General features: G+C 62.8%; 26 protein-coding genes and 5 tRNA genes. 30 read left to right on the top strand and 1 reads right to left on the bottom strand.

Features of this window, described 5'->3' with window-relative positions; all coding sequences use genetic code 11:
- Nucleotides 1-36 precede the first annotated feature (36 nt).
- On the bottom strand, nucleotides 37-348 hold the full coding sequence (locus ACLF6L_RS11520) for a hypothetical protein (protein WP_008932740.1): 312 nt from the start codon (nucleotides 346-348) through the stop codon (nucleotides 37-39).
- Between the two features lie 498 nt (nucleotides 349-846).
- Here ACLF6L_RS11520 and ACLF6L_RS11515 point away from each other — a divergent pair, with 498 nt between their 5' ends.
- The 30 genes from ACLF6L_RS11515 to clpP all read left to right on the top strand — a co-directional run bounded on the left by ACLF6L_RS11515 (nucleotide 847) and on the right by clpP (nucleotide 23,356).
- Nucleotides 847-1,077, top strand: a complete 231-nt coding sequence (locus ACLF6L_RS11515; protein WP_008932742.1) for a sulfurtransferase TusA family protein — start codon at nucleotides 847-849, stop codon at nucleotides 1,075-1,077.
- Between the two features lie 89 nt (nucleotides 1,078-1,166).
- Nucleotides 1,167-1,634, top strand: a complete 468-nt coding sequence (gene dsrE2, locus ACLF6L_RS11510) for a sulfur carrier protein DsrE2 (protein ID WP_008932743.1) — start codon at nucleotides 1,167-1,169, stop codon at nucleotides 1,632-1,634.
- Between the two features lie 133 nt (nucleotides 1,635-1,767).
- The gene (locus ACLF6L_RS11505) at nucleotides 1,768-2,433 is read left to right on the top strand and encodes a 4Fe-4S dicluster domain-containing protein (protein WP_238616139.1); all 666 of its coding nucleotides are present in this window, start codon (nucleotides 1,768-1,770) and stop codon (nucleotides 2,431-2,433) included.
- A 52-nt stretch (nucleotides 2,434-2,485) separates the two neighbouring features.
- On the top strand, nucleotides 2,486-3,904 hold the full coding sequence (locus ACLF6L_RS11500) for a heterodisulfide reductase-related iron-sulfur binding cluster (RefSeq protein WP_238615855.1): 1,419 nt from the start codon (nucleotides 2,486-2,488) through the stop codon (nucleotides 3,902-3,904).
- Nucleotides 3,904-4,953, top strand: a complete 1,050-nt coding sequence (locus tag ACLF6L_RS11495; protein ID WP_238615856.1) for a CoB--CoM heterodisulfide reductase iron-sulfur subunit A family protein — start codon at nucleotides 3,904-3,906, stop codon at nucleotides 4,951-4,953. Before ACLF6L_RS11500 ends, ACLF6L_RS11495 begins: the two co-directional genes overlap by 1 nt.
- A gap of 7 nt (nucleotides 4,954-4,960) precedes the next feature.
- Nucleotides 4,961-5,761 carry a hypothetical protein gene (locus ACLF6L_RS11490; protein WP_238615857.1) on the top strand — a complete coding sequence of 267 codons (801 nt, stop codon included), beginning with the start codon at nucleotides 4,961-4,963 and terminating at the stop codon, nucleotides 5,759-5,761.
- A gap of 46 nt (nucleotides 5,762-5,807) precedes the next feature.
- Complete coding sequence (locus ACLF6L_RS11485) at nucleotides 5,808-6,524, top strand: 4Fe-4S dicluster domain-containing protein (RefSeq protein WP_238615858.1); 717 nt, start codon at nucleotides 5,808-5,810, stop codon at nucleotides 6,522-6,524.
- Nucleotides 6,517-7,428 (top strand): CoB--CoM heterodisulfide reductase iron-sulfur subunit B family protein, encoded by a 912-nt coding sequence (locus tag ACLF6L_RS11480; RefSeq protein ID WP_238615859.1) that lies wholly within the window; start codon nucleotides 6,517-6,519, stop codon nucleotides 7,426-7,428. The genes ACLF6L_RS11485 and ACLF6L_RS11480 overlap by 8 nt, the downstream gene beginning before the upstream one ends.
- A 5-nt stretch (nucleotides 7,429-7,433) precedes the next feature.
- On the top strand, nucleotides 7,434-7,874 hold the full coding sequence (locus ACLF6L_RS11475) for a glycine cleavage system protein H (protein WP_008932750.1): 441 nt from the start codon (nucleotides 7,434-7,436) through the stop codon (nucleotides 7,872-7,874).
- A gap of 5 nt (nucleotides 7,875-7,879) precedes the next feature.
- Entirely contained in the window at nucleotides 7,880-8,290 is a 411-nt protein-coding gene (locus ACLF6L_RS11470) for a DsrE family protein (protein WP_238615860.1), read from the top strand.
- Between the two features lie 103 nt (nucleotides 8,291-8,393).
- Nucleotides 8,394-8,834, top strand: a complete 441-nt coding sequence (gene gcvH / locus ACLF6L_RS11465) for a glycine cleavage system protein GcvH (protein WP_008932752.1) — start codon at nucleotides 8,394-8,396, stop codon at nucleotides 8,832-8,834.
- A gap of 78 nt (nucleotides 8,835-8,912) precedes the next feature.
- On the top strand, nucleotides 8,913-10,064 hold the full coding sequence (locus ACLF6L_RS11460) for a radical SAM protein (RefSeq protein WP_412851704.1): 1,152 nt from the start codon (nucleotides 8,913-8,915) through the stop codon (nucleotides 10,062-10,064).
- A 62-nt stretch (nucleotides 10,065-10,126) separates the two neighbouring features.
- A complete protein-coding gene (locus ACLF6L_RS11455) occupies nucleotides 10,127-11,233 on the top strand; it encodes a biotin/lipoate A/B protein ligase family protein (RefSeq protein WP_412851703.1) in 1,107 nt (368 codons plus the stop codon).
- Complete coding sequence (locus tag ACLF6L_RS11450; protein ID WP_412851702.1) at nucleotides 11,220-12,332, top strand: geranylgeranyl reductase family protein; 1,113 nt, start codon at nucleotides 11,220-11,222, stop codon at nucleotides 12,330-12,332. Before ACLF6L_RS11455 ends, ACLF6L_RS11450 begins: the two co-directional genes overlap by 14 nt.
- On the top strand, nucleotides 12,329-13,480 hold the full coding sequence (locus ACLF6L_RS11445) for a radical SAM protein (protein ID WP_412851701.1): 1,152 nt from the start codon (nucleotides 12,329-12,331) through the stop codon (nucleotides 13,478-13,480). Before ACLF6L_RS11450 ends, ACLF6L_RS11445 begins: the two co-directional genes overlap by 4 nt.
- A 32-nt stretch (nucleotides 13,481-13,512) precedes the next feature.
- A complete protein-coding gene (locus tag ACLF6L_RS11440) occupies nucleotides 13,513-13,881 on the top strand; it encodes a hypothetical protein (protein ID WP_238615864.1) in 369 nt (122 codons plus the stop codon).
- Nucleotides 13,882-13,891: 10 nt separating this feature from the next.
- Entirely contained in the window at nucleotides 13,892-14,281 is a 390-nt protein-coding gene (locus ACLF6L_RS11435; protein WP_238615865.1) for a hypothetical protein, read from the top strand.
- Between the two features lie 52 nt (nucleotides 14,282-14,333).
- Nucleotides 14,334-15,494 (top strand): aldo/keto reductase, encoded by a 1,161-nt coding sequence (locus ACLF6L_RS11430; RefSeq protein ID WP_412851700.1) that lies wholly within the window; start codon nucleotides 14,334-14,336, stop codon nucleotides 15,492-15,494.
- Nucleotides 15,495-15,646: 152 nt separating this feature from the next.
- A complete protein-coding gene (locus ACLF6L_RS11425; RefSeq protein WP_412851699.1) occupies nucleotides 15,647-17,362 on the top strand; it encodes an acetolactate synthase 3 large subunit in 1,716 nt (571 codons plus the stop codon).
- Between the two features lie 7 nt (nucleotides 17,363-17,369).
- Nucleotides 17,370-17,864, top strand: a complete 495-nt coding sequence (gene ilvN, locus ACLF6L_RS11420; protein WP_200172700.1) for an acetolactate synthase small subunit — start codon at nucleotides 17,370-17,372, stop codon at nucleotides 17,862-17,864.
- A 57-nt stretch (nucleotides 17,865-17,921) separates the two neighbouring features.
- A complete protein-coding gene (gene ilvC, locus ACLF6L_RS11415) occupies nucleotides 17,922-18,938 on the top strand; it encodes a ketol-acid reductoisomerase (protein ID WP_200172692.1) in 1,017 nt (338 codons plus the stop codon).
- Between the two features lie 111 nt (nucleotides 18,939-19,049).
- The gene (locus tag ACLF6L_RS11410; protein ID WP_200172690.1) at nucleotides 19,050-19,685 is read left to right on the top strand and encodes a phosphatidylserine decarboxylase; all 636 of its coding nucleotides are present in this window, start codon (nucleotides 19,050-19,052) and stop codon (nucleotides 19,683-19,685) included.
- Nucleotides 19,685-20,449: a CDP-diacylglycerol--serine O-phosphatidyltransferase gene (gene pssA / locus ACLF6L_RS11405; RefSeq protein WP_412851698.1), complete on the top strand. Its 765-nt coding sequence runs from the start codon at nucleotides 19,685-19,687 to the stop codon at nucleotides 20,447-20,449. Before ACLF6L_RS11410 ends, pssA begins: the two co-directional genes overlap by 1 nt.
- Nucleotides 20,450-20,581: 132 nt before the next feature.
- Nucleotides 20,582-20,658: transfer RNA gene (locus ACLF6L_RS11400), tRNA-Pro, on the top strand.
- A 27-nt stretch (nucleotides 20,659-20,685) separates the two neighbouring features.
- Nucleotides 20,686-20,762, top strand: a tRNA-Arg gene (locus ACLF6L_RS11395).
- Nucleotides 20,763-20,799: 37 nt separating this feature from the next.
- Nucleotides 20,800-20,875, top strand: a tRNA-His gene (locus ACLF6L_RS11390).
- A gap of 74 nt (nucleotides 20,876-20,949) precedes the next feature.
- Nucleotides 20,950-21,025: transfer RNA gene (locus tag ACLF6L_RS11385), tRNA-Lys, on the top strand.
- Between the two features lie 121 nt (nucleotides 21,026-21,146).
- A tRNA-Leu gene (locus ACLF6L_RS11380) sits at nucleotides 21,147-21,231 on the top strand.
- Between the two features lie 163 nt (nucleotides 21,232-21,394).
- Complete coding sequence (gene tig / locus ACLF6L_RS11375) at nucleotides 21,395-22,705, top strand: trigger factor (protein WP_200172686.1); 1,311 nt, start codon at nucleotides 21,395-21,397, stop codon at nucleotides 22,703-22,705.
- On the top strand, nucleotides 22,706-23,356 hold the full coding sequence (gene clpP / locus ACLF6L_RS11370) for an ATP-dependent Clp endopeptidase proteolytic subunit ClpP (RefSeq protein WP_200172684.1): 651 nt from the start codon (nucleotides 22,706-22,708) through the stop codon (nucleotides 23,354-23,356).
- The last annotated feature ends 12 nt before the right edge of the window (nucleotides 23,357-23,368 follow it).

Here is a 23,368-nt window from a genome sequence, read left to right as displayed (position 1 = left end):
CGGGTACCGGTCGGTTGGATGCGGGGCTTGCGCCGGCTACTTGCCCAGGCCGGGGGCCGAGGCGTAGGCATTCATGGTGGTGCGGTTTTCCCATAGTTTCGGCATAAGCATGGCCTCCGGCAGCATGAAGCGCCTGGACTGGTCCACCGGGATGGTTCGCGCAATCCGAACCACATCCTCGTAGCGGATCTTGAACAACTGCCCTGATTGGGGGCCGTCGGTCCGACGCACGATCATGCTGTCATCGAAGAGCCGATGCACGTAAAGGTTGGCGGGGCGCAAGCGCCGATGTTCGTCACGCAGCGTGACAGCATACTGGGTATCGGCGGCAAAATGCTTCTTGTCCACGATGAGGGTTCCTCCGCTTGGGACGGCCGGGCCGGTAATGGGAACAGTATCATGCGTGTTCCCGGTGAGACAGCGGCCCTGATTCTTCGTTCATTGGCTGTGGGAATCGTTCTCATATCCTTCTTTCCGCATAAGCTGGACGTTCAGAAGAATATCGCTATATTGTTATTGAGAATAAGCAAATAAGGAAGCCTGGTGCCGGATGTCATGTCAAGGGACCGCCTGGGCCGGTCATTCCCGTGAAAACGGGAATCCAGTGACGGAGCATAGGTGCTGGACTCCCGCTTTCGCGGGAGTGACGAGGTTGGGAGGAGTGACGAGGTTGGGTGGGAATGGCGGCTTCCCCAAGTTGTTCTGGTAGGCGGATAAAAAATACTGAAGTTTCCCCTGTCCGATGACGGGAAATTTCGTGAGATGATCGGGGTGGGCGCCGGCGGGACCTCGCGGGTTGCCGGCGAAGATGCCCCAGACCACTTGATAGACGAGGAGAAAATCGAGATGTCCGATTTTGACCAGGAACTGGATGCCTCCGGGCTGAACTGCCCCCTGCCCATCCTGCGTGCCAAGAAATCCCTGGCCTCCATGGACAGCGGTCAGGTGTTGCGGATCATCGCCACCGACCCGGGCTCCGTGAAGGACTTCGAGGCCTTTGCCAAACAGACCGGTAATGAACTGCTGGAACACCGGGAAGAGGGCGGCAAGTTCCTCTTCTTGATGCGCAAATCCTGATCCGGGGAGCCGTCCTGCCGCGCCATGGCCGCGGCAGGACGCACACCCCGGGCAGATCATCGTCAAAGGCATAACGGAGGGGATGCCACGTGTCCGAGAAGAAGCTGGCCATCATTGCCACCAAGGGAACCCTGGACTGGGCCTATCCGCCTTTCATCCTGGCTTCCACCGCGGCCGCCCTGGGCTACCAGGTGCAGGTGTTCTTCACCTTTTACGGCCTGCAACTGCTCAAGAAGAAACCCGATCTGAAAGTGACCTCCCTGGGCAATCCCGGCATGCCCATGCCGATGCCCATGCCGGTCCTGCTGCAGGCCCTGCCCGGCATGCAGGGCATGATGACCCACATGATGAAGCAGAAGATGAAGTCCAAGGGTGTGGCCAGCGTGGAAGAACTGCGCGAGATGTGCCAGGAGGCGGAGGTGAAGATGATCGCCTGTCAGATGACGGTGGATCTGTTCGACATGTCGCGGGACGACTTCATCGACGGCGTGGAATACGGCGGTGCCGCCACTTTCTTCGAGTTTGCGGGCGAGTCCGACATCTGCCTTTTCATCTAGCGGCTGCCGGCCTCTCCGTACCCGGAAAATGAACTACACTCGCTGAACGCTAATAGTTGACAAATTTGCTTGGGTGTAAGGATATCTCCCCGGGCAATGAAAGACGAGGTACGCCATGGCAACTTACGCCGAAATGCAGCAGATATACGATGATATCCGCAGCGACTTTCGCTATGACCACGAGCTCAACGGGTGTCTGAACTGCGGGATCTGCACCGCCACCTGTCCATCGGCCCAGTTCTACGACTACAGCCCCCGGGAGATCGTCCAACTCCTGTGGACCGAGAACGTGGAGCAGGTGTACGACGCCATGCAGGAGAAGATCTGGGCCTGTGCCCAGTGCATGACCTGCGCCGCGCGCTGTCCCTTCAAGAACTCCCCCGGTGGCCTGGTGGCCATCATGCGGGAGGTGGCCATCAAGCATGAGATGCAATCCGCCAAGGACGTGCTGCGGCCCTTCGGTCGGGTGATGCTCAAGCTCATCACCACCGGCAACCAGCTCTCTCCGGACATGATCCAGCCGGATCACTTCCCCGACTGGGGACCGAACATCCAGAAGGTGGACGGCGACCTGCGCATCCTGCGCAAGGCCATCCCCATGAAGACCCTGCAAACCACCGATACCGCCTGGGAAATCTCCCTGAAGACCTCGGTGGAGATGTACACCATCTGGGAGATGACCGGGGTACTCAAATCCCTGGAACTGATGGACGAGAACCTGTTTGACGTGATCGAGGACTTCATCGACGAGAAGCGGGAGGAATACGAGGAATGGCTCGAAGAACAAGAAGAAGACTGAGCCGGATCCTTGCCTGAGCACCAAAGCCGAGCGTAGTAGAGGAGTGGCACACATGAGTTCCAAGAAGAAAGATCATACCCCCGGCGGGCACAATGCCACCGCCGAAGGGGCCGGCCCCGGGGCCATGAAGCCCGGATTCCACAATACCGATGGCCAGGGCGTGGCCGGCCACGGCTCCTTCTTCCAGCAGACCCAGCTCTCCCGGGACGAGGCCGTCAAGGCCACCGACTGGGTGCGCAAGCATGTGGATCGCCGCACCGTCGATCTGGGCGACCGCATGGATGACGTGCGCGAACACATGTACGAACTGGAAAAGGAAGGTCACATCATCATTCATCGGGTGGAGGACCAGCATGAGCCCAAGAGGGTGAAGACCCTGTTCGGCTGGGACAAGAAGATCCCCACCCGACAGCTCTGGCATCACAAGTCCTGTGGTCAGTGCGGCAACATCCCCGGCTATCCCACCTCCCTGCTGTGGTTCATGAACGAGTTCGGCTTCGTGCCCGGCAAGGATTACCTGGACGAGACCGATCAGACCTCCTGTACCGCCTGGAACTATCACGGTTCCGGCATTGGCAACGTGGAGTCCCTGGCGGCGGTGTTCCTGAGGAATTTCCACCAGTCCTATGTGTCCGGCAAGCAGCACGGCCACGGGCTGGGCCACTTCTATCCCCTGGTTCACTGCGGCACCTCCTTCGGCAATTACAAGGAGATCCGCAAGTACCTGATCGAATCCCCCCAGCTGCGGGAGAAGGTCACGAAGATTCTGGACAAGCTGGGTCGACTGGTGGACGGCAAGCTGGTGATCCCCGAGGAGATCATCCATTACTCGGAATGGGTGCACGTGATGCGCCATCGCATCGCCTCGGAGCTGCAGAAGATCGATGTCTCCCACATCCGCACCACTGCCCACGTGGCCTGCCATTACTACAAGATGATCCACGAGGATGCCGTCTACGACGCCGATGTTCTGGGCGGCAATCGCACCGCCATCATCACTTCCATGGCCCAGGCCCTGGGCGCCCAGGTGATCGATTATTCCACCTGGTATGACTGCTGCGGCTTCGGCTTCAGGCACATCATCTCCGAGCGGGAGTTCACCCGTTCCTTCACCATGAACCGCAAGATCCGGGTGGCCCGGGAAGAGGCCAATGCCGATGTCATGCTGGCCAACGACACCGGCTGCGTCACCACCATGGACAAGAACCAGTGGATCGGCAAGGCCCATGACCAGAACTTCCAGATCCCCATCATGGCCGAGGTGCAGTTCGCCGCCCTGGCCTGCGGGGCGGACCCCCTGAAGATCGTGCAGCTCCAGTGGCATGCCTCGCCCTGCGAGGAGTTGGTGGAGAAGATGGGGATCTCCTGGTCCGAGGCCAAGAAGAACTTCCAGGCCTATCTGAAGGAAGTCGAGCAGGGCAACATCGAATATCTCTACAAACCCGAACTCGCTTATGGGGGGAATGCGTGATGCAGGATACCGTTCTGATCGTCGGTGCGGGACCCGCCGGCCTGTCGGCGGCGGCCCAGGTGGCCAGTGCCGGTTACAAGGCCGTGCTGGTGGAAAAGGAAGACGTGCTGGGCGGTGCCCCGATCATCTCCGGCTATGCCCGTCTGGTGCCCTCCGGCGAATGGGCCAAGGACGCCATCGGGCGCATGGTCAAGCGGGTGGAGGAAGACGGCAATGTCACCATCCACAAGGGTACCAAGGTGACGCAGCTCAACGGGGAGGCGGGCAAGTTCACCGCCAAGCTGAGCAACGGCAAGAGCGTCAAGGCCGGTGCCGTGGTGCTGGCCACCGGCTTCACCCACTTTGATTCCGTCAACAAGCCCGAGTGGGGGTTCGGCACCTTCCCGGACGTGGTCACCACCACCCAGGTGGAGCAGATGGTGACCGCCGGCAAGATCGCCTGTCCCTCCGACGGGCGGACACCGGAGCGGGTGGCCATCCTGCTGTGCGTGGGCTCCCGCGACCGGCAGATCGGCCGTGAGTGGTGTTCCAAGATCTGCTGTACGGTCTCGGCCAATCTGGCCATGGAGATCAAGGAGCTGTCGCCCAAGACCCAGGTGTTCATCTATTACATGGACATCCGCACCTTCGGTCTTTATGAGGACCGTTTCTACTGGAAGTCCCAGGAGGAATTCCGCACCAAGTTCGTCAAGGCCCGTATCGCCGAGGTTACCGCCGCGCCCGACGGCCGCCTGTTGCTCAAGGGGGAGGACACCCTGGTGAAGCGGCCCATCGTCATTCCCTTCGACATGGTGGTGCATGCGGTGGGCATGGACCCCAACATGGACAATCCGGAGATCTCGAAGGTGTTCGGCGTGGGTCTGGAGCAGCACGGCTTTATCGAACGGGGCGAGCATTACACCAATACCTGCGGCACCACCCGTCCCGGCATCTATTCCTGCGGGGCCGCCTATGGGCCGGAGACCATTGATGACTCCATCTCTCAGGGCATGGCCGCCGGCGCCCGCGCCATTGCCGACCTGCATGGCATGACACGCAAGGCGAGCTGAGATGCCCATGACCCAGCCCATCACCCCGGCGCCCCTGGCCATCCGCCTGGATGAGAAGGTGGTCGCCGGCAAGCTGGCGGCCCTGTTGGAGGACATGAGCGAGCGGGGGGGAGTGGAGCGCTATCTCACTGCCCTGGGCGGCAAGCACGCCTTGTTTGCCCGTGTCCTGCCCGAGGCCCGTCCGGCATCCCTGTCCGCGGAAGTGCCCCTGTTGTTGCTGGAATGCGTGTTTCCCGCCCGGCGACGACTGGGGCCGGTGCTGCGGGAGATGCCGCCGGCGGCCCTGGCCGAGGCCGTGCTGGAACTGGTCTACGGCCCGGGCCGCCTGCTCGGGCGCATGGAGGCCTTTTGTGACCGTCTGCCGGTGCCGGAGCGCAAGTTGCGGCGGGCGGCCTGGGATCTGGCGGCGGAACTGCTGCATTTTCGGTCACCGGAGACAATCCCCCTGATGACCCGTTGGGTCTGGGATACCGGGACCATGAGCGGTGCCGTGCGGGAGTTCGTGCCGGGCAGTGACAGTCTGCAGAGCCTGCCCCTGGCGCTGACACCGGAGGCCCTGGAAGGGGTGCGACAGTGGTTTGCCGAACATCTGACCGCCAGCGGCTTCTACCGGGATCTGCCTTTTATCACGGATCTGATCCTGGCCCGGGCCTATGCGGACTATGTGCGTTCCGTCTCCGGGGGATTGGGCATCCTGCAGGGGGATTTCGGCGCCCGACAGGATCCGATGGAGCTGGTGGTCAAACTGCTGGGTATCGACGAGCGGCGTGGTGCAATGGCCGCCGCGGGTCAAGAGACTTGGCATTAGGCAGGCCCGGCCTGACCCTGATGCGCGATGAGTTGCGGAGAAAAGCATGGCGATACATGAAAAATCCCTGATCGAACCGGAGCGCCTGCTCCGCCACGAAACCCTGGTGGTGGACGGCGTGGATGTGTCCGGCCACTGGAACACCATGATCACGCCCCGGACCATCACCGATTACGATGATGACTTCGAGGCCGTCATCCAGCGCTATCCCGGCGCGGAGAACGTGCACCGCTGCTGGCAGTGCGGTTCCTGTACCAATTCCTGCACCATGTATGCCCAGAACGTGCAGTTCAATCCCCGTTACTGGATCTATGCGGTACGCACCGGGCTCAAGGAGGAAATCATCAAGGACAAGGACATCATCTGGCAGTGCGTCTCGTGCAACAAGTGCACCAGCATCTGCCCCAAGGACGTGCGTCCGGAAGGGGTGATGAAGGCCCTGGCCCACTGGCTGGAGGACGAGGGTCACATGCCCAAGTCGCCGTCCCGGGTCTTTGACGAGGAGTTCACCGAGCAGATCTATGCCCGTGGCCGCATCGAGGACAGCCTGGTGCTGCTCAATTTCTTCAGGAAGACCGGTCAGCCCCTGGTGCCCCAGTGGCTGCGGGTGTTCGGCGTGCGTCTGATGCAGCATCTGCCGGTAGGCCTGGGGATGCGCTTTGCGCGCAATGTCCTCATTGCCCCCAGAACCCGCTCCTGGGGACGCACCGGCGAGGTGCTCCGGCAGTATGTGCGTGAACAGAAGGAGGCCACCCATGGCTAAGGTTGCATACTATCCTGGCTGTGCCCTGGAAGGTTCCGCCGGCCCCTACGACAAGTCCACCCGGGTGCTGGTGAAGGCCCTGGACATGGAGATGGTCAACCTCAAGGACTACAACTGTTGCGGCGCCATGGAAGTGAAGAACATCCATCCCATGCTGCAGACCTATCTGTCCGCCCGTAACCTGGCCATCGCCGCCGAACAGATGGGGCTGGACACGGTGATGGCCCCCTGCAATGGCTGTTACCACAACCTGAAGAAGGCCGAATACGAAACCACCACCTCCGAAAAGACCATGGAAACGGTGCAGGACCTGGCCCGCAAGGCGGGTGACCCGGTGTACAAGGGGAACGTGCGCACGGTGCATCTGCTGGAGTGGCTGATGGAGGAGAAGGGACCGGAGGGCATCAAGGCGCGGATGAAGAAGAGCCTGAACGGCATCCGCATCGCCAACTACTACGGCTGCATGTACACCCGGCCCCGGCAGATCTTTCCGGAGAAGGATCAGGGCCCCGGCTCCGAGTCCACCTACAAGCCCCACTTCATGGATGATCTGCTGGAGGCCGCCGGCGCCGAGAACATGGATTTCCCGCTGAAGACGGCCTGTTGCGGCGGTGCCCATACCCTGTCGGATTCCGATACCTCCACCCAGCTGGTGCTGAACCTGTTGCAGGCGGCGGAGGATTCCGGTGCCCAGGTGATCGCCACTGAATGCCCCACCTGTCACTCGGGATTGGAGATGCATCAGGTGCGCGCGGAGACGGAGTTTGGTATCAAGACCCATGTGAAGATCGTCTACTTCACCCAGTTGCTGGGCCTGTCCCTGGGGTTGTCGCCGCGCAAGCTGGGAGTGCACGAGAATGTCAGTGATTCCATCGGTTTTCTGAAGGACAAGGGGGTCATTTAAGGTTCATGGAGTGCAACGGCTGCGAATTTCATCCGGATCTTTACTACGACGACGAGTATCAGGTGTGGCTGCGTCGGGAGTCCGGAAACATCCTGACCATCGGGATGACCGACCTGTCCCAGGCCATCGCCGGCAAGATCCTGCATGTGCGCGTGCGCCGGCCGGGCAGCCGTCGCCCCGCCGGCAAGCCGGTGGCCACCATCGAGAGCGGCAAGTGGGCCGGACCCATCCCCAATTTCGTGGACTGCACCATCGTGGCGGTGAACGAAGCGGTGATGACGACCCCGGCCTTGCTGAACCAGGACCCTTTCGGTGCCTGGATCGCCAAGGTGGAGGTGCATGAACCCCTGGACCAGGCCCTGGAGCGATTCGTGACCGGGGAGGCGGCGCGGGCAGGTTACCGTGCCCGCGCCGAGCGGGACGACATCCACTGCGGACGGGGGTGAGTGTCATGGGGCAGGCGCCGTCGGCAACCCTGGAGGACGTGGAGGCGGATCAGACCGTGGTCTTCATCATGACCAGCGGCCCATCCACGCCTGCGCGCTGTGCCACCCCCTTCTATCTGGGGGCGGTACTGGCCTCCATGGATGCCCGGGTGCATGTCTTCTTCACCATGGAGGGGGTCAGGCTGATGCAGTCGGGGGTGGCGGAGTCACTGCGCGCCATGGAGGGCGGACGCCTCATCATCGATTTCATCCGCGACGCAAAACGGGCCGGGGTGGTGTTGCATGTCTGTGAGCCGGCCATGCCCGGTTACGACATGAATCCGGATACCGACCTGATCCCCGAGGTGGACCATGTGGCCCGTGCCAGCGATCTGGCGGACCTGATCCTGGGCTGCGACAAGCTGATCACCTTCTGACCGTGGCAGGCCTTGACCTGCATCACCCAAGGCCGTCGCCGGTGCCGGGATACTGGATATACTAAAACAGGTAATATTCAAATAATCGAAAAAGGAGACCATCATGGGCGCAGTCAAGGGCTGTGATCTGCCGGAAGAACTTCACTACAGCATCGACAACAACGTCTGGGTACGCAGGGAGGATGACGGCAACGTGACCGTGGGCATGACCGCCTATGCCTGTTCCCTGGCGGGTCAGGTGGTGTCCTACACCCCGAAGAAGGCCGGCAAGGACGTGAAGAAGGACAAGTCCTGCGCCACCGTGGAGTCCGGCAAGTGGGTGGGCCCCGCCAAGACCCCGATCAGCGGCGAGGTGGTGGCCGTCAATGACGCCGTTTCCGCCAGTCCGGGTCTGATCAATCAGGACCCCTACGGTCAGGGCTGGCTGGTGAAGATCAAGCCCGCCGACTGGGATGCCGACGCCGTCGACCTCAAGACCGGCGCCGATGCCCTGGCGGCCTTCCAGGCCAAGATGGATGCGGACGGCTTCAAGGGCTGTGCCTGATCGTCGGCGACGGCCGACCCAAGCCCCTCTCTCCCTGGGAGAGGGGTTGGACAGAACCACCGTCAAGCAAGGATTCCCATGACCGACTGGTACCCGCTGGCCGCCCGTATCGAGGCCCTGGAAGATCTGCCCCTGAATCCCGATCTGGTGCGTCGTTTCCAGGCCCGGCATCCGGCCAATGGGTTGGCCTCGGATGCCCGGATCGATTTCTACACCCCCAGCTTCAAGTCCTACCAGACCACCGAGATCAGCCGCTGCGCCGGCCATGCCTGGCCCGCGGTGTCCATCACCGGTGCCGACTGCAAGCTGCAGTGCGATCACTGCAAGGCCAAGTTGCTGGAACCCATGATCCCCGCCCGTTCTCCCGACGCCCTGTGGGCACTGGTGAACCGGCTGGTGGAGGCGGGAGGGCAGGGCATGCTGCTGACCGGCGGCTCCAACCACCGCAACGAGGTGGAGTACGGCCCCTATTACGACACCATTCGCCGCATCAAGGATGAATTTCCCCAATTTCGCATCGCGCTGCACACGGCCCTGGTGGACGAGGATGCCGCCCGCTGCATGGCCGAGTCGGGCATCGATGCCGCCATGATGGATGTGATCGGTGCCCAGGAAACCATCACCCAGGTCTACCACCTGCGACGCAGGGTGGAGGATTTCGAGGCCACCCTGGAGCACTTGGTGAAGACCCCCATGAAGGTGGTGCCTCATATCGTCATGGGGCTGCATTACGGACGCTTTCTGGGGGAGTGGAATGCCCTGGACATGCTCCGGCGTCATACCCCCGATGCGGTGGTGCTGGTGGTGGTGATGCCGTTTCATGCCAATCCGAAACGGCCTTTCGAGACGCCGGATCCGGATGCGGTGGGTCGATTTTTCCTGGATGCCCGTCAGGCCCTGCCGGGGACACCGCTGCTGCTGGGGTGTGCCCGTCCCCCGGGCGAGGTGAAGGCCATGATCGACAGTTATGCGGTGATGGCGGGCATCAACGGGCTGGCCCATCCGGCCGAAGGCACCGTGGAGCTGGCGGCCCGCCTGGGATACCGGGTCCGCGTCATCCCCTCCTGCTGTTCCATGGCCGTGGGCGAGGAGGTGCTGGGGGATGAACGGGCCGGTCTGGAATTGGACCTGGAGGCCATCCTTGAGGATGAGCGTCGGCGCCGGATGCCCCGCGGGCTGGCCGGCATCCCCGTCGTCGCCCAGGCACCGGCCGCCATGGCGCGCTCATGATCCCAAGCCACTCTCCCCGGGGTGAGGGGGGACATCAAGGTCATGCAATGGGAGTTGGAGTGATGTCGGAAAAGATCAATCTCAGAGTCCTGGACACCGGTCTGCGCCGGGCGGCCGAGAACATGGCCTTGAACCGGACCCTGCTGGAATGTCATCAGGCGGGAGACAGTCCCCATACCCTGCGCTTTCTGCGCTTTACGCCCTGCGCCCTGGTGGGGTTCCATCAGAACGTGGAGCAGGAGTTGCGGGTCGATCACTGCCGGGCCGAGGGCATCGACATCCAGCGGCGCATCACCGGCGGTGGTGCCATCTATTTCGATCCGGGTCAGATCGGCTGGGAACTGTACCTGGATCGTCGTTTTCTGGGCACCGCCGACATGGGGGAGATAGCCCGCCACATCTGCGAGGCCGCGGCGGACGGCATCCGTCGTCTGGGCGTGGATGCCCGCTACCGTCCCCGCAACGACATCGAGGTGGACGGCCGCAAGATCTCCGGCACCGGCGGGGCCTTCGACGGCAACTCCATCATGTATCAGGGCACCCTGCTCATCGACTTCGACGTGGAACGCATGCTGAGGGTGTTGCGCATCCCGGCGGAAAAACTCTCCGACAAGGCCATTGCCTCGGCCCGGGAGCGGGTGACGAACCTGCGGGAGCTGCTGGGCGAGCCGCCGCCCCTGGCGCGGGTCCAGTCCGCCTTGGCCGAAGCCTTTGCCGAGGCCTTCCCGGTGGATCTGGTACCGGCGGATGACCTGAACCCGCGGGAGCAGACCCATTTTGCCCAGGCCCTGGCGGAGATCGACAGCGAAGACTGGGTCTACCAGCGTCATCGCCCGGTGGGGGGCATGCCCCTGCTGGAGGCGGTGCATCGCTGTCCGGGCGGTCTCATGCGGGCCGGGGTGATGCTGGACGAGGCCAGGGACATCATCCGCCAGGTCTGGATCACCGGTGACTTCTTCATGAATCCCCGCCGCATGCTGGTGGATCTGGAGGCGTCCCTCAAGGAGACGCCGGTGGCGGAGCTGGAGGCGAACATTCATCGTTTCTTCGACGCCTACCGGGTGGAGATGCTGATGCTCTCCCGGGAGGACTTCCTGCAGGTCCTGCGCAAGGCCCTGGACTCCCGTGACCCGGCATCGACAAGGGCGGGGACCCATGCCGCCGGTTGACGTGCTGGTGGTGGGGCTGGGGCCCGGTGGCGGCAGCGCCGCCCGGATCGCGGCCGAGGGCGGTGTCCGGGTACTGGCGGTGGACCGTCGGGCCGTGGTGGGGGAGCCGGTGCAGTGTGCCGAGTTCATCCCCCTGCCCATGGGGCGTCATGCCCGGGATGCGTCGGTGTACTGCCAGCCCATCACCGGCATGACCACCTATCTGCCCTCGGGCATGCGTCACGACAGTGACTTTCCCGGGATCATGATTCACCGCGCGGCCTTTGACCGGGCCATCGCCCGGCGGGCCGAACAGGCCGGCGCCGGACTCTGGACCGGCGCGACCCTGGTGGGGCTGGACCCGGCGGCGCGGGTGGCCCGGATCCGGCGCGGGAAGGAAACCCATGGCGTCACTTACCGGGTGCTGGTGGCGGCGGATGGCCCCCATTCTCCGGTGGCGGCCCATCTGGGGCTGCCGGCCCTGGCCACGGTACAGACCCGGCAGTACACCGTGCCGCTGCTCAAGGCCCATCAGGAGACGGACATCTGGCTGTCCAGGGACTATCCCGGGGGTTATGCCTGGCTCTTTCCCAAGGGGACGGAAGCCAATCTGGGCCTGGGGATCGACAAGCGCCTGGCTCCGGATCTCAAGGCGCCCCTGGATGCCCTGCATCGGACGCTGGTGCGGGAAGGGCGGGTCGGGCCGGAGATACTGCGTCGTACCGGTGGGGCCATTCCCGTGGGCGGCATGCGCGAGGCCCTGGTCCATGGGGCGGTGCTGTTCGTGGGCGATGCGGCGGGCCTGACCCATCCGATCACCGGCGGCGGCATCGCCCCGGCGGTGATCTCCGGCGAGCGGGCCGGGGCGGCGGCGTTGGCCTGCCTGCGGGGCGAGGACGGGGCCCTGTCCGAGTATGACGAGGAGATCCGCGACCTCTATCAGCCCGGCCTGGACCGGGCCGTGATCCGGCGGCGGGAACTGATCGCCGCCTGGCGGGCATCGGCACTGGATCAGGACGCCCCCCACCGTCGTGGCTGGATCGCCTTTCCGGAATATTTGCAGGCCGCGAATCAGGCACACATACACGCACAGACCTCCGAGGAGCGGACACTCACATGAGCACTCTCGCCGATACCCGGGACATCCCGGTCAACTTCTATCGTCCCGATCCCTACCTCCGGACGCCCAGGATGCGTTCCCCGGAATACGTGCAGATGTCCACCGCCGCCGCCATCACCCTGGGGCTGGTCAAGGGCTGGATGCACCGTACCGGCTGTACCCATTGTCTCAATCTGCTGGTGACCTATCCGGAAGGCTGCCGGGCCAATTGCAGTTATTGCGGCCTTGCCCGGCATCGGGAGGAGTCCCGCGACTATGCCGACCGCAACTTCATCCGGGTGGACTGGCCCACGGCCCGTTACGATGACGTGATCGAGCGCATCCGCAACGGAGCCGATCAGGGACGCTTCGAACGCATGTGCATTTCCATGATCACCCACCCGGATTCGGACGAGGACACCGCGATCCTGCTGGAAAAATGGGTGAAGGCGGTGCCCCACATCCCGGCCTCCATCCTGTCCAATCCCACCACCATGGACCGTGCCGATCTGGTGCGGTTGCGGGACATCGGTGCCCAGATCTTCACCGTGGCCCTGGACGCCGTCACGCCCGGGGTCTTCGAGCGCACCCGGGGCGCCGCGGTGGACAGCCCCCATCGCTGGGACACCTACTGGCGGGCCCTGGAGTGGGCCGCCGAGATCTACGGCCCCGAGCGTTTCGGTGCCCATCTCATCTGCGGCATGGGGGAGACGGAGCAGGAGATGCTGGCGGTCTGTCAGCGCATCCGTGACATGGGTGGACACAATCATCTGTTTGCCTTCTTCCCGGAACAGGGTTCCCTGATGGAGGACTGGTCGCCGGTGCCCCGGGACCAGTGGCGGCGGGTGCAGCTGGCCCGTTTCCTGATCGACTACCGCGGGGTGCGGGTGCAGGACATGCGCTTCAATGGGCAGGGGCAGGTGACCGATTTCGGCCTGGATCGGCAGGAACTGGAGGCCCTGATTGCTTCCGGACGCCCGTTCCAGACCTCCGGTTGCCCCGGGCATTCCGACGACGAGATCTCGGCCTGCAACCGTCCCTACGGGGATTCGAGTCCCACGGACATCATGTCCTTCCCGTTTGCCCTGTCGGATCGGGATGTGGCATTCGTGCGCCGCCAGATGGCCGGCGAGGACATCGGTACCTTTGACCACGACGGCGAGGCTTGACCTTTTCTGGAATAAGTCTAGAGTTAAAGCTTATGAAAGAAGTCAGGATTGACCGGGTCAGTGATATCCGCAACGAGCTCAACCGTTACCGGAAGGGCAAGAAGTTCGATATCCGCCAGTTCAATCAGGTGGCACGCCTGGCCTGGTTGGGCAAGGTGGTGATGCAACCCCTGGACCCGGACGACAAGGATTGCGAATCCTTCCTGCTCTATGTGGAAGCGCCCGACCCTCTGACGGCACACTGCCTTGAGCCGGATGAGGATCTGGTGGGGCGGATGCACATCGTCGATGGTCAACAGGCCCTGGCCCTGGTCCAGATCCTCAAACTGGGGATGGAGGAACGGGTCAGGCTATACGAGGAGCTGGCGCACAGTGATTTCTACTTCAGGCACTTTTCGTGAACAGTCAGGCATGAACCGACCCACCATTCAATCCCGTCTGGATCGCAGGTTCATCGTCATGACATCCCGGGAGTCACTGCTGTCCGACCTGGACATGGTGGCCCCCATCGGCTGGACCCGTGTGGTGGCCACGGATCTGGCGGAACTGGGCGACTGGAACGACATCCTGCTGCACCGCTTTGTGCTGCTGGACCTGGATGAGGACGGTACGTTCGATCCCCTGGACGTGATCCGGACCCTGCGGATGGAGTATCAGATCAACATCCCGGTATTCTGCTTCGGCGGGAACGAGGACCTGCAGGATCAGATGCGCCTGGCACGGGCAGACCGTTTCTTTACCCGGGACGAGATGCTGGACATGCTGCCCAGGTTCTTCGAGCAATACGGCTGGGGCGGGTAGGGGTCAATCACCCCACTCAGGTGTGCTCCCGTACATCCCCAGACGGAGGTCCATGAACCAGACGCCATTGATCCCGGGGCATGCCACCCAGCCAGGCACGGTTGCGTATGCCCGGCTTCACGCCCCCGCCGACACGGCGGAGGGGCATTTCAGCGAGTTTCCCCATGAGCGCCTGAGGCTTTCCAGTCTGGGTGTCGGTACGTTCGGCGGAGCGCCCGATCCGCTGGGAGATGCGGCCATTGCCGCGGTGGTGGCCCGGGCCCTGACCCGTGGCGTCAACGTGATCGACACGGCGGCCCATTACCGTTACGGCCGTTCCCTGGCCGCCGTCGGTGCCGGGGTGCGCACGGCCCTGGCCGCCGGCGTGCCCCGGGAGGCTCTGTTCCTGATCTCCAAGGGCGGTTTTCTGACCTGGCGGGGTGGGCCGCCCCGGGACCGGGATGCCTGGTTTGCGGCGGAGATCGAGGCACAGGGGCTGGGTACCCGGGCGCTGCTGGCCAAGGGCGGGCACTTGCTCACGCCCGAATACCTGAATTATCAGCTGGAGCTGTCCCGTCATCTCATGGGGGTGGCAACCCTGGATGCCTTTTTGGTGGATCAGCCGGAAGTGCACATCCCCGAGTGCGGCAAGGAGGAAACCCACCGGCGACTGGAGGCGGTCTTTGTCATGCTGGAGCGGGCGGTGGCCGAAGGGCGTATCCGCTGTTACGGCATCAGTACCTTCGAGGCCTTGCGGGTGGAGACGGATGCGCCGCTGTTTCAGTCCATGACGGCGCTGGTGGGGCTGGCGCAGCGGGCTGCGTCCACGGTCACCGGAGATGCCGGGGCCGGCCATCATTTCCAGGTGGTGTCCATGCCCTTCAATCAGGTGATGCCGGAGGGCTTCACCCGTTTCAATACGGCCACGGGGCAGGGCAACGTGGCGTCACCGGTGCAGGCGGCCCATCAGCTCAAGGTTTACATGCTGGCCTCTCATGCCCTGCTCAAGGGGCATCTGGCGGGACAGTCGGTGGCGGTGGTGGCGGAGCGCTTCGGGGATTTGCCCAATCCGGCCCAGCGGGCGCTGCAGTTCTGTCGTTCCACCCCGGGGATCGGCACCACCCTGGTGGGGATCAGTTCGCCCGGGCATCTGGAGGATGTGCTGGCCGTGGCGTGCCGGCCGGTGATGCCCCGGCAGGCCTATCTGGGGATGTACCAGCGTGCCGATGTATGAGGTCCGGGTAATCATGGGGGCCGGCCTGCCGCCGAATAGATGAAATTCATGCCCCGACATATTATGATCGAGCCTTTTCCCCTTCGTTCCGCGGGCAAACCCCACCTTGGGCTGTTCCGGGACGGAGTCAGCCCATAGCAGGCAAGCTTCTTATGCAGCAGGAGACCAAGACCGTGGAATTGACCGGTGCCGAAATTTTCGTCCGCTGTCTGCAGGAGGAAGGTGCTGATCTGATATTCGGGTACCCCGGCGGCTCCGTACTTCACATCTACGACGCCCTGTACCGGCAGGATAAGGTCAAGCACATCCTCGTGCGACATGAACAAGGGGCGGTGCATGCCGCCGAAGGTTTCGCCAAGTCCACCGGCAAGCCCGGCGTGGTTCTGGTGACTTCCGGTCCCGGCGCCACCAATGCCGTCACCGGCATTGCCGATGCCTACATGGATTCCGTGCCCATGGTGGTCTTCACCGGCCAGGTGCCCACCAGCCTGATCGGCAACGATGCCTTCCAGGAAGTGGATACCGTGGGCATCACCCGTCCCTGCGTGAAGCACAATTTCCTGGTCAAGGATGTCAAGGATCTGGCCACCACCATCAAGAAGGCCTTCTATGTGGCCACTACCGGCCGTCCGGGGCCCGTGGTGGTGGACATCCCCAAGGACATCACCGCCGCCCGTTTCGAGTTCAGCTATCCCAAGACCATCAAGATGCGCTCCTACAACCCCACGGTGAAGGGGCATCCCGGGCAGATCCGCAAGGCGGTGGACCTGATCCTGTCGGCAAAACAGCCCATGCTCTATACCGGCGGCGGCGTGATCCTGGGCAATGCGGCCAAGTCCCTGACCGAGCTGACCCGGCTGTTGAACTACCCCATCACCAACACCCTCATGGGTCTGGGCGGCTATCCGGCCTCCGACCGGCAGTTCCTGGGCATGTTGGGCATGCACGGCACCTACGAGGCCAACATGGCCATGCACCATGCCGACGTGCTCATCGCCATCGGCGCCCGCTTCGATGACCGGGTCACCGGCAACATCGAGAAATTCTGTCCCCATGCCCGCATCGTCCATGTGGACGTGGACCCGGCCTCCATTTCCAAGAACGTGAAGGTGGATGTGCCCATCGTGGGGCAGGTGGACCCGGTGCTCAAGGCCATGATCAAGGAGATCAAGGCCGGCGAGGCCCGGCCCGATCAGGAGGCCCTGGCCAAGTGGTGGAAGCAGATCGACGAATGGCGGGCCATGGACTGTCTCAAGTACGACAAGACCAGTGAGCTGATCAAGCCCCAGCATGTGCTGGAGACCCTCTGGCGCCTGACCAAGGGTGATGCCTTCGTCTGTTCCGACGTGGGTCAGCACCAGATGTGGACGGCCCAGTTCTACGGCTTTGACAAGCCCAATCGCTGGATCAACTCCGGCGGCCTTGGCACCATGGGCTTCGGTCTGCCGGCGGCCATCGGCACCCAGATCGCCCATCCGGACGAGACCGTGGTCTGCGTCACCGGCGAGGCCAGCATCCAGATGTGCATCCAGGAACTGTCCACCGCCCTGCAGTACCATCTGCCCATCAAGGTGGTGGCGCTGAACAACCGCTACATGGGCATGGTGCGCCAGTGGCAGGAATTCTTCTATCAGGGGCGCTATGCCATGTCCTACATGGATGCGTTGCCCGATTTCGTGCAGCTGGCGGAGGCCTACGGCCACGTGGGCATGCGCATCGAACAGCCGGGTGACGTGGAAGGCGCCATCCAGGAGGCCCTGAAGATGAAGGATCGCCTGGTGTTCATGGACTTCGTCACCGACCAGAGCGAGAACGTCTATCCCATGGTTCCGGCCGGTGCGGGCCAGAACGAAATGATCCTCCTGTGATGCGACCATGAGACACATAATCTCAATCCTGATGGAAAACGAGTCCGGCGCCCTGTCCCGGGTGGCCGGACTGTTCTCGGCCCGTGGCTACAATATCGAGTCTCTCACCGTGGCCCCCACCGAGGACCCGACCCTGTCCCGCCTGACCCTGGTGACCCGGGGGTCCGATGAGGTGATCGAGCAGATCACCAAGCAGCTCAACAAGCTGGTGGACGTGGTCAAGTTGCTGGACCTGACCGAGCATCGCCACATCGAACGCGAGATGATGATGGTGAAGCTCAAGGTCCAGGACGGTGAGCAGCGGGCCGAGGTCGTGCGCATGACCGAGATCTTTCGCGGCCACATCATCGATGTAAGCGCCACCGCCTATGTGGTGGAGCTGACCGGCGACAGCCCCAAGCTGGATGCCTTCATCGACGCGGTACGCGGTTTCGAGGTGGTTGAAGTGGTACGCTCCGGCGTCATGGGCATTGCCCGCGGCGACGTGGCCCTCAGGCTTTGATCCCATTTTTCTTCATCTGAACCTTTACTCCTTATCCGTATTTCGGGGATACCTACCATGCAGGTCTATTACGACAAAGACGCCGATCTCTCCATCATCCAGGGGATGAAGGTGGCCATCATCGGCTACGGCTCCCAGGGCCACGCCCACGCCAACAACCTGAAGGACTCCGGTGTCGACGTGACCGTGGGCTTGCGCCCCGGCTCGGTCTCCGCCAAGAAGGCCGAAGATGCCGGTCTGAACGTCAAGAACATCGAAGTGGCGGTCAAGAATGCCGACCTGGTGATGATCCTGGCCCCTGACGAGCATCAGGCCGCCCTCTACCGGGATCTGGTGGAACCCAACCTGAAGGAAGGCGGTGCCCTGGCCTTCGCCCATGGTTTCAACGTCCATTTCGAGCAGATCCAGCCCCGTGAGGATCTGGATGTGATCATGATCGCGCCCAAGGGCCCCGGCCATCTGGTGCGCTCCACCTACAAGCAGGGCGGCGGCGTGCCCAGCCTGATCGCTGTCTATCAGGACGCCAGCGGTCGTGCCCGTGACATCGCCCTGTCCTATGCCTCCGCCAATGGCGGTGGCCGCGCCGGTGTGATCGAGACCACCTTCAAGGACGAGACCGAAACCGACCTGTTCGGTGAGCAGGCCGTGCTCTGCGGTGGTGCCTCCGCCTTGGTCCAGGCCGGTTTCGAAACCCTGGTGGAAGCCGGCTATCCGCCGGAAATGGCCTATTTCGAGTGTCTGCATGAACTCAAGCTGATCGTCGATCTGATGTACGAGGGCGGCATCGCCGACATGCGCTACTCCATCTCCAATACGGCGGAGTACGGCGACATCACCCGCGGCCCCCGCGTGGTCAACGAACAGACCAAGGAAGAGATGCGCAAGATCCTGCGCGAGATCCAGACCGGTGACTTCGCCCGCGAATTCATCCTGGAAAGTGCTTCCGGCAATGCCAAGCTCAAGGCCAGCCGTCGCATCGCCCGCGAGCATCCCATCGAGGTGGTGGGTTCCCGCCTGCGTGACATGATGCCCTGGATCAAGGCTAACAAGATCGTGGACAAGTCCAAGAACTGATCTTTCGTGGTGTTGTGATGACAGGGGCTGCGCCAGGCGCAGCCCCTGTCATGTCTGTCATCCAGCTCGAAGGCGATCATGCCCTTCGGGCCTTTCGTGCGGGGTACATCCATGCTTCCCATTGCTCCGGAAGGACGCCCCTATCTGGCCCAGGTCGCCGTTCTGGTGGCCCTGGCGCATTTTTTTCTGGGCCTGTGGGCATTCCCGACCTGGTTTTTGCTGATCGCCGCGCTGGTGATGTTCCGTGACATGCCGCGCAAGACCCCGCCCAATCCGCTGGCGGTGGTCAGTCCCGTGGATGCGGTGGTGGCCGAGGTGTGCGAATGTCATGACCCGTTCCTGAATCGCCGGACCACCCGTGTCACCCTGCAGCAGCGCCGTTTCGGCGAGTTCAATGTCCACAGTCCGATAGAAGGCAAGTTCCAGCAGTACTGGGCGGGTGGCGAGGGTCAGGAAGTGGCGGAGGCCGAGGGTCGTTTTGCCATCTGGCTGCAGACCGACGAGAAGGAGGACGTGGTCATGGCCACGGATCGTCGGCGCTGGCCCCATCGCCTGAGCATCCTGGCGCATGCCGGCGAGCGGCTGGGGCAGGGCAGGCGCTGCGGGTTTCTGGGTTTCTGGCGCCCGGTGGAACTCTATCTGCCCGATAATGCCAGAGTGGACGTGAAGCCCGGTCAGACGGTTCTGGCGGGGGTCAACGTGATTGCCACCTTGTTGCACAAAAAAGAATCGGCGGGAGGGGCGTGATGATGGAGTCGCAACCCGAACATCCCAAGGGGCGCAAGGGGATCTACCTTCTGCCCAATCTGTTCACCACGGCGGCGCTGTTCGCCGGGTTTTTTGCCATCATGGCGGCCATCAACGGGGATTTCATCGCCGCGGCCATATCGGTCTTCGTCGCCATGGTGCTGGATGGCGTGGATGGGCGGGTGGCGCGGCTGACCCACACCCAGAGTGCCTTCGGGGCCGAGTACGATTCCCTGGCAGACATGGTGTCCTTCGGGGTGGCGCCGGCGGTGATCATGTACCTGTGGGTGCTGAACGGGCTTGGCCAGCTGGGATTGGTGGCCGCCTTCTTCTATACCGCTGCCGCGGCCCTGCGCCTGGCCCGTTTCAACACCAAGCTGGGGGTGGCGGACAAGCGGTTTTTCCAGGGTTTGCCCAGCCCGGCCTCCGCCGCCGTCATGATGGGGCTGGTCTGGGTCTGGAACGACCTGGAGTTTTCCGGTGCCGGCATGATGTTGCCCGCGCTGTTGATCACCGTCCTGTGCGGGGCGGCCATGGTGAGCAGTCTCACCTATTTCAGTTTCAAGGATGTGGACTTTCGTCACCGGGTCCCCTTTTTCGTGGTCATCGCGGTGCTGCTGGCGGTGATGCTCACGGCCATTGATCCGCCGAAGGTGCTTTGGCTCGGATTTGTGGTTTATGCCCTCTCGGGGCCGGCGCTGATGCTGTTTCGCTGGCGGCGCCGGCGTCTGCAGCGCGTGTCGTCCGAGGGCGGGGAGGGCTGATATCGCCCGGTGGGGCGTCCATGATGGCCGGGGGTGTTTCGGAATGCATGATGGGATTGACGATGTCCCGGGTTCTGCGTATTATACGCGCCTTCGGCATCGCCCTTGACTGCTTGCGGTGCTCGGGAAATCCGGGGTATAGCGCAGTCTGGTAGCGCGCCTGCTTTGGGAGCAGGATGTCGGGGGTTCGAATCCCTCTACCCCGACCATTTGAACCGCCGGGCGGTACAGTTCAGGCGCCTGTAGCTCAACCGGATAGAGCATCGGCCTTCTAAGCCGAGGGTTGCAGGTTCGAGTCCTGCCGGGCGCGCCAATTGTCTGGTTTGATGTGATAGCAGTGCTGTTTTATGGTGGCCGTAGCTCAGATGGTAGAGTCCCGGATTGTGATTCCGGTTGTCGCGGGTTCGAGCCCCGTCGGCCACCCCATTTGACAGGGATGATCATGCAGGCATTCTCAGGATGCCGCACCATGGAAGCGTGAAACGAAAAGTCGTGTTCCTGGGCCGTTAGCTCAATTGGTAGAGCAGTGGACTCTTAATCCATTGGTTGTAGGTTCGATTCCTACACGGCCCACCACTTGTCCGGATATGCAGGAGGCCCGACGATTGTCGGGCCTTTTTGCATTGTGGGGCAGGGTTATGAAGCTGCGGGCGTGCCTGTATAATGCCCTGCTACGTCACGGTAGTGACGGTGTTTGGCGAAAGTGGCGGAACTGGTAGACGCGCTGGATTTAGGTTCCAGTGGGGTAACCCGTGAGAGTTCGAGTCTCTCCTTTCGCACCATGTTCAAGCCATCGGCAATGCGTGTCCGGCAGACACACCCTCAGGGATTCGGCGATTGGCCGGGTGGCATGAAGGGCGCACGCACGGTGCCCTCGGGTCCCGGGTCTTGCCAAGTCCAAGAATTCTGAAATAGACGCGAACGACGCGAAGAGGTTTTCAGTCCATGCAAGTATCAGTGGAGTCCTTGAGCAGCCTGGAACGGCGTATGACGGTTCAGGTGCCTGCCGAGCGGATTCAGGAAGAAGTGGATCGTCGTCTCAAATCCCTGGTGAAGCGGGTGAAGATTGATGGCTTCCGCCCCGGCAAGGTGCCGCTCAAGGTGGTCCAGCAGCGCTATGGCGACGGGGTCTACCAGGAAGTGCTGGGTGAACTGATGCAGTCTTCCTATCAGGATGCCCTGACTCAGGAAAACCTGATTCCCGCCGGTCCTCCCGATATCGAGCCCAAGTCCGTCGAAGCCGGTCAGGCGCTGGAATATGTGGCCGTTTTCGAAGTCTTCCCCGAGGTGGTGCCCGCCGACATGGGCGGCGTGGAGATCACCCGTCCCCAGGTGGACATCACCGATGCTGACGTGGACAAGGTCGTTGAGTCCCTGCGCAAGCAGCGCCGCCAGTGGTCCGACGTGGAACGCGAGTCGGCCAAGGGTGACCGTATCGTCATCGACTTCACCGGCACCCTGGACGGGGAGGTCTTTGAGGGCGGCAGTGCCGAGGGGGCCAACCTGGAGCTGGGCGAAGGCCGCATGATCCCCGGCTTCGAAGAGCAGCTGGAAGGGCTCAAGGCCGGTGACCAGAAGACCATTTCCGTGACCTTCCCTGAAGATTATCCGGCCGAGCATCTGGCCGGTCGTCCGGCCGAGTTCGCCGTCACGGTCAAGGCCGTGCAGGAATCCGTGCTGCCCGAGGTCAATGACGAATTTGCCAAGGACTTCGGCGTCGAGGAAGGCGGCGTTGAAAAGCTGCGCGAAGAAGTGCGCAAGAACATGGGGCGCGAGATGGAACAGGCCGTCAAGGCCAAGGTCAAAGACCAGGTGATGCAGGCACTGTTCGATCGCAATGCGGTGGATCTGCCCAAGGCCGTGGTCAAGGACGAGATCGACCGCCTGCGGGAACAGGCCATCTCCCGTTTCGGTCGCAGCGCCCAGGGTGTGCCGGATCTGGCGGATGAACTGTTCGAGGAAGAGGCCCGTCGCCGGGTGGCCCTGGGACTGGTGATTCGCGAGATCATCCGTCGCGATGAGATCCGCGTGGATCAGGCCCGCGTCACGGCAGAGCTGGAAGCCATGTCCGCCGGTTATGAAGACCCGGAACAGGTGATGAAGTACTATCGTAATAACAAGCAGGCCATGAGCGGCCTGGAAGCCATGGTTCTTGAGCAGCAGGTGGTGGACCGGGTGCTGGAACAGTGCCAGGTCAAGGACGAGTCCATCAGCTTCGATAGTCTCATGAACCCATCTCAGGAGACCGAGGCCTAAATGAGCGATCGTGGGTTTGCAGCAGCGGGCGGTGCCCTGGATACCCGGGCACTGAATCTGGTCCCCATGGTGGTCGAGCAGACCGCCCGGGGGGAGCGTGCATACGACATCTATTCCCGGCTCCTCAAGGAACGGGTGATTTTCGTCGTGGGTCCGGTGGAGGACTACATGGCGAACGTGATTGTGGCGCAGCTTCTGTTCCTGGAGTCTGAAAACCCCGACAAGGACATCAGCCTCTACATCAATTCCCCCGGCGGTGTGGTCACCGCCGGGCTGGCCATCTACGATACCATGCAGTTCATCAAACCCGACGTGAGCACCCTGTGCATCGGTCAGGCCGCCAGCATGGGCGCCGTGCTGCTGGCCGGCGGTGCCGCGGGCAAGCGCTACTGCCTGCCCCATTCCCGGGTGATGATCCACCAGCCCCTGGGTGGTTTCCAGGGCCAGGCAACGGATATCGACATCCACGCCCGGGAGATCCTCAAGGTCCGCGACCAGCTCAACGGCATCCTTTCCACGCACACCGGCCAGCCGGTGGAGCGCATTGAACAGGATACCGAGCGCGACCGCTTCCTGAGTGCCGCTGACGCCCAGGAATACGGCATCATCGACAAGGTCCTTGAGAGCCGGAGTTTGCTCCAGGGGGCCTGATCCGGAAGGTTC

The organism is Ectothiorhodospira shaposhnikovii, assembly GCF_047222355.1.
GTDB lineage: Bacteria > Pseudomonadota > Gammaproteobacteria > Ectothiorhodospirales > Ectothiorhodospiraceae > Ectothiorhodospira.
This window is presented reverse-complemented; position numbering and strand designations above follow the sequence as displayed.

Bases quoted from the DNA above. Each gene is read 5' to 3' on its own strand.
- ACLF6L_RS11515 (WP_008932742.1), top strand. From the start codon at position 847: ATGTCCGATTTTGACCAGGAACTGGATGCCTCCGGGCTGAACTGCCCC.
- ACLF6L_RS11505 (WP_238616139.1), top strand. From the start codon at position 1,768: ATGCAGCAGATATACGATGATATCCGCAGCGACTTTCGCTATGACCAC.
- ACLF6L_RS11500 (WP_238615855.1), top strand. From the start codon at position 2,486: ATGAGTTCCAAGAAGAAAGATCATACCCCCGGCGGGCACAATGCCACC.
- ACLF6L_RS11495 (WP_238615856.1), top strand. From the start codon at position 3,904: ATGCAGGATACCGTTCTGATCGTCGGTGCGGGACCCGCCGGCCTGTCG.
- ACLF6L_RS11490 (WP_238615857.1), top strand. From the start codon at position 4,961: ATGACCCAGCCCATCACCCCGGCGCCCCTGGCCATCCGCCTGGATGAG.
- ACLF6L_RS11485 (WP_238615858.1), top strand. From the start codon at position 5,808: ATGGCGATACATGAAAAATCCCTGATCGAACCGGAGCGCCTGCTCCGC.
- ACLF6L_RS11480 (WP_238615859.1), top strand. From the start codon at position 6,517: ATGGCTAAGGTTGCATACTATCCTGGCTGTGCCCTGGAAGGTTCCGCC.
- ACLF6L_RS11475 (WP_008932750.1), top strand. From the start codon at position 7,434: ATGGAGTGCAACGGCTGCGAATTTCATCCGGATCTTTACTACGACGAC.
- ACLF6L_RS11470 (WP_238615860.1), top strand. From the start codon at position 7,880: ATGGGGCAGGCGCCGTCGGCAACCCTGGAGGACGTGGAGGCGGATCAG.
- gcvH (WP_008932752.1), top strand. From the start codon at position 8,394: ATGGGCGCAGTCAAGGGCTGTGATCTGCCGGAAGAACTTCACTACAGC.
- ACLF6L_RS11460 (WP_412851704.1), top strand. From the start codon at position 8,913: ATGACCGACTGGTACCCGCTGGCCGCCCGTATCGAGGCCCTGGAAGAT.
- ACLF6L_RS11455 (WP_412851703.1), top strand. From the start codon at position 10,127: ATGTCGGAAAAGATCAATCTCAGAGTCCTGGACACCGGTCTGCGCCGG.
- ACLF6L_RS11450 (WP_412851702.1), top strand. From the start codon at position 11,220: ATGCCGCCGGTTGACGTGCTGGTGGTGGGGCTGGGGCCCGGTGGCGGC.
- ACLF6L_RS11445 (WP_412851701.1), top strand. From the start codon at position 12,329: ATGAGCACTCTCGCCGATACCCGGGACATCCCGGTCAACTTCTATCGT.
- ACLF6L_RS11440 (WP_238615864.1), top strand. From the start codon at position 13,513: ATGAAAGAAGTCAGGATTGACCGGGTCAGTGATATCCGCAACGAGCTC.
- ACLF6L_RS11435 (WP_238615865.1), top strand. From the start codon at position 13,892: ATGAACCGACCCACCATTCAATCCCGTCTGGATCGCAGGTTCATCGTC.
- ACLF6L_RS11430 (WP_412851700.1), top strand. From the start codon at position 14,334: ATGAACCAGACGCCATTGATCCCGGGGCATGCCACCCAGCCAGGCACG.
- ACLF6L_RS11425 (WP_412851699.1), top strand. From the start codon at position 15,647: ATGCAGCAGGAGACCAAGACCGTGGAATTGACCGGTGCCGAAATTTTC.
- ilvN (WP_200172700.1), top strand. From the start codon at position 17,370: ATGAGACACATAATCTCAATCCTGATGGAAAACGAGTCCGGCGCCCTG.
- ilvC (WP_200172692.1), top strand. From the start codon at position 17,922: ATGCAGGTCTATTACGACAAAGACGCCGATCTCTCCATCATCCAGGGG.
- ACLF6L_RS11410 (WP_200172690.1), top strand. From the start codon at position 19,050: ATGCTTCCCATTGCTCCGGAAGGACGCCCCTATCTGGCCCAGGTCGCC.
- pssA (WP_412851698.1), top strand. From the start codon at position 19,685: ATGATGGAGTCGCAACCCGAACATCCCAAGGGGCGCAAGGGGATCTAC.
- tig (WP_200172686.1), top strand. From the start codon at position 21,395: ATGCAAGTATCAGTGGAGTCCTTGAGCAGCCTGGAACGGCGTATGACG.
- clpP (WP_200172684.1), top strand. From the start codon at position 22,706: ATGAGCGATCGTGGGTTTGCAGCAGCGGGCGGTGCCCTGGATACCCGG.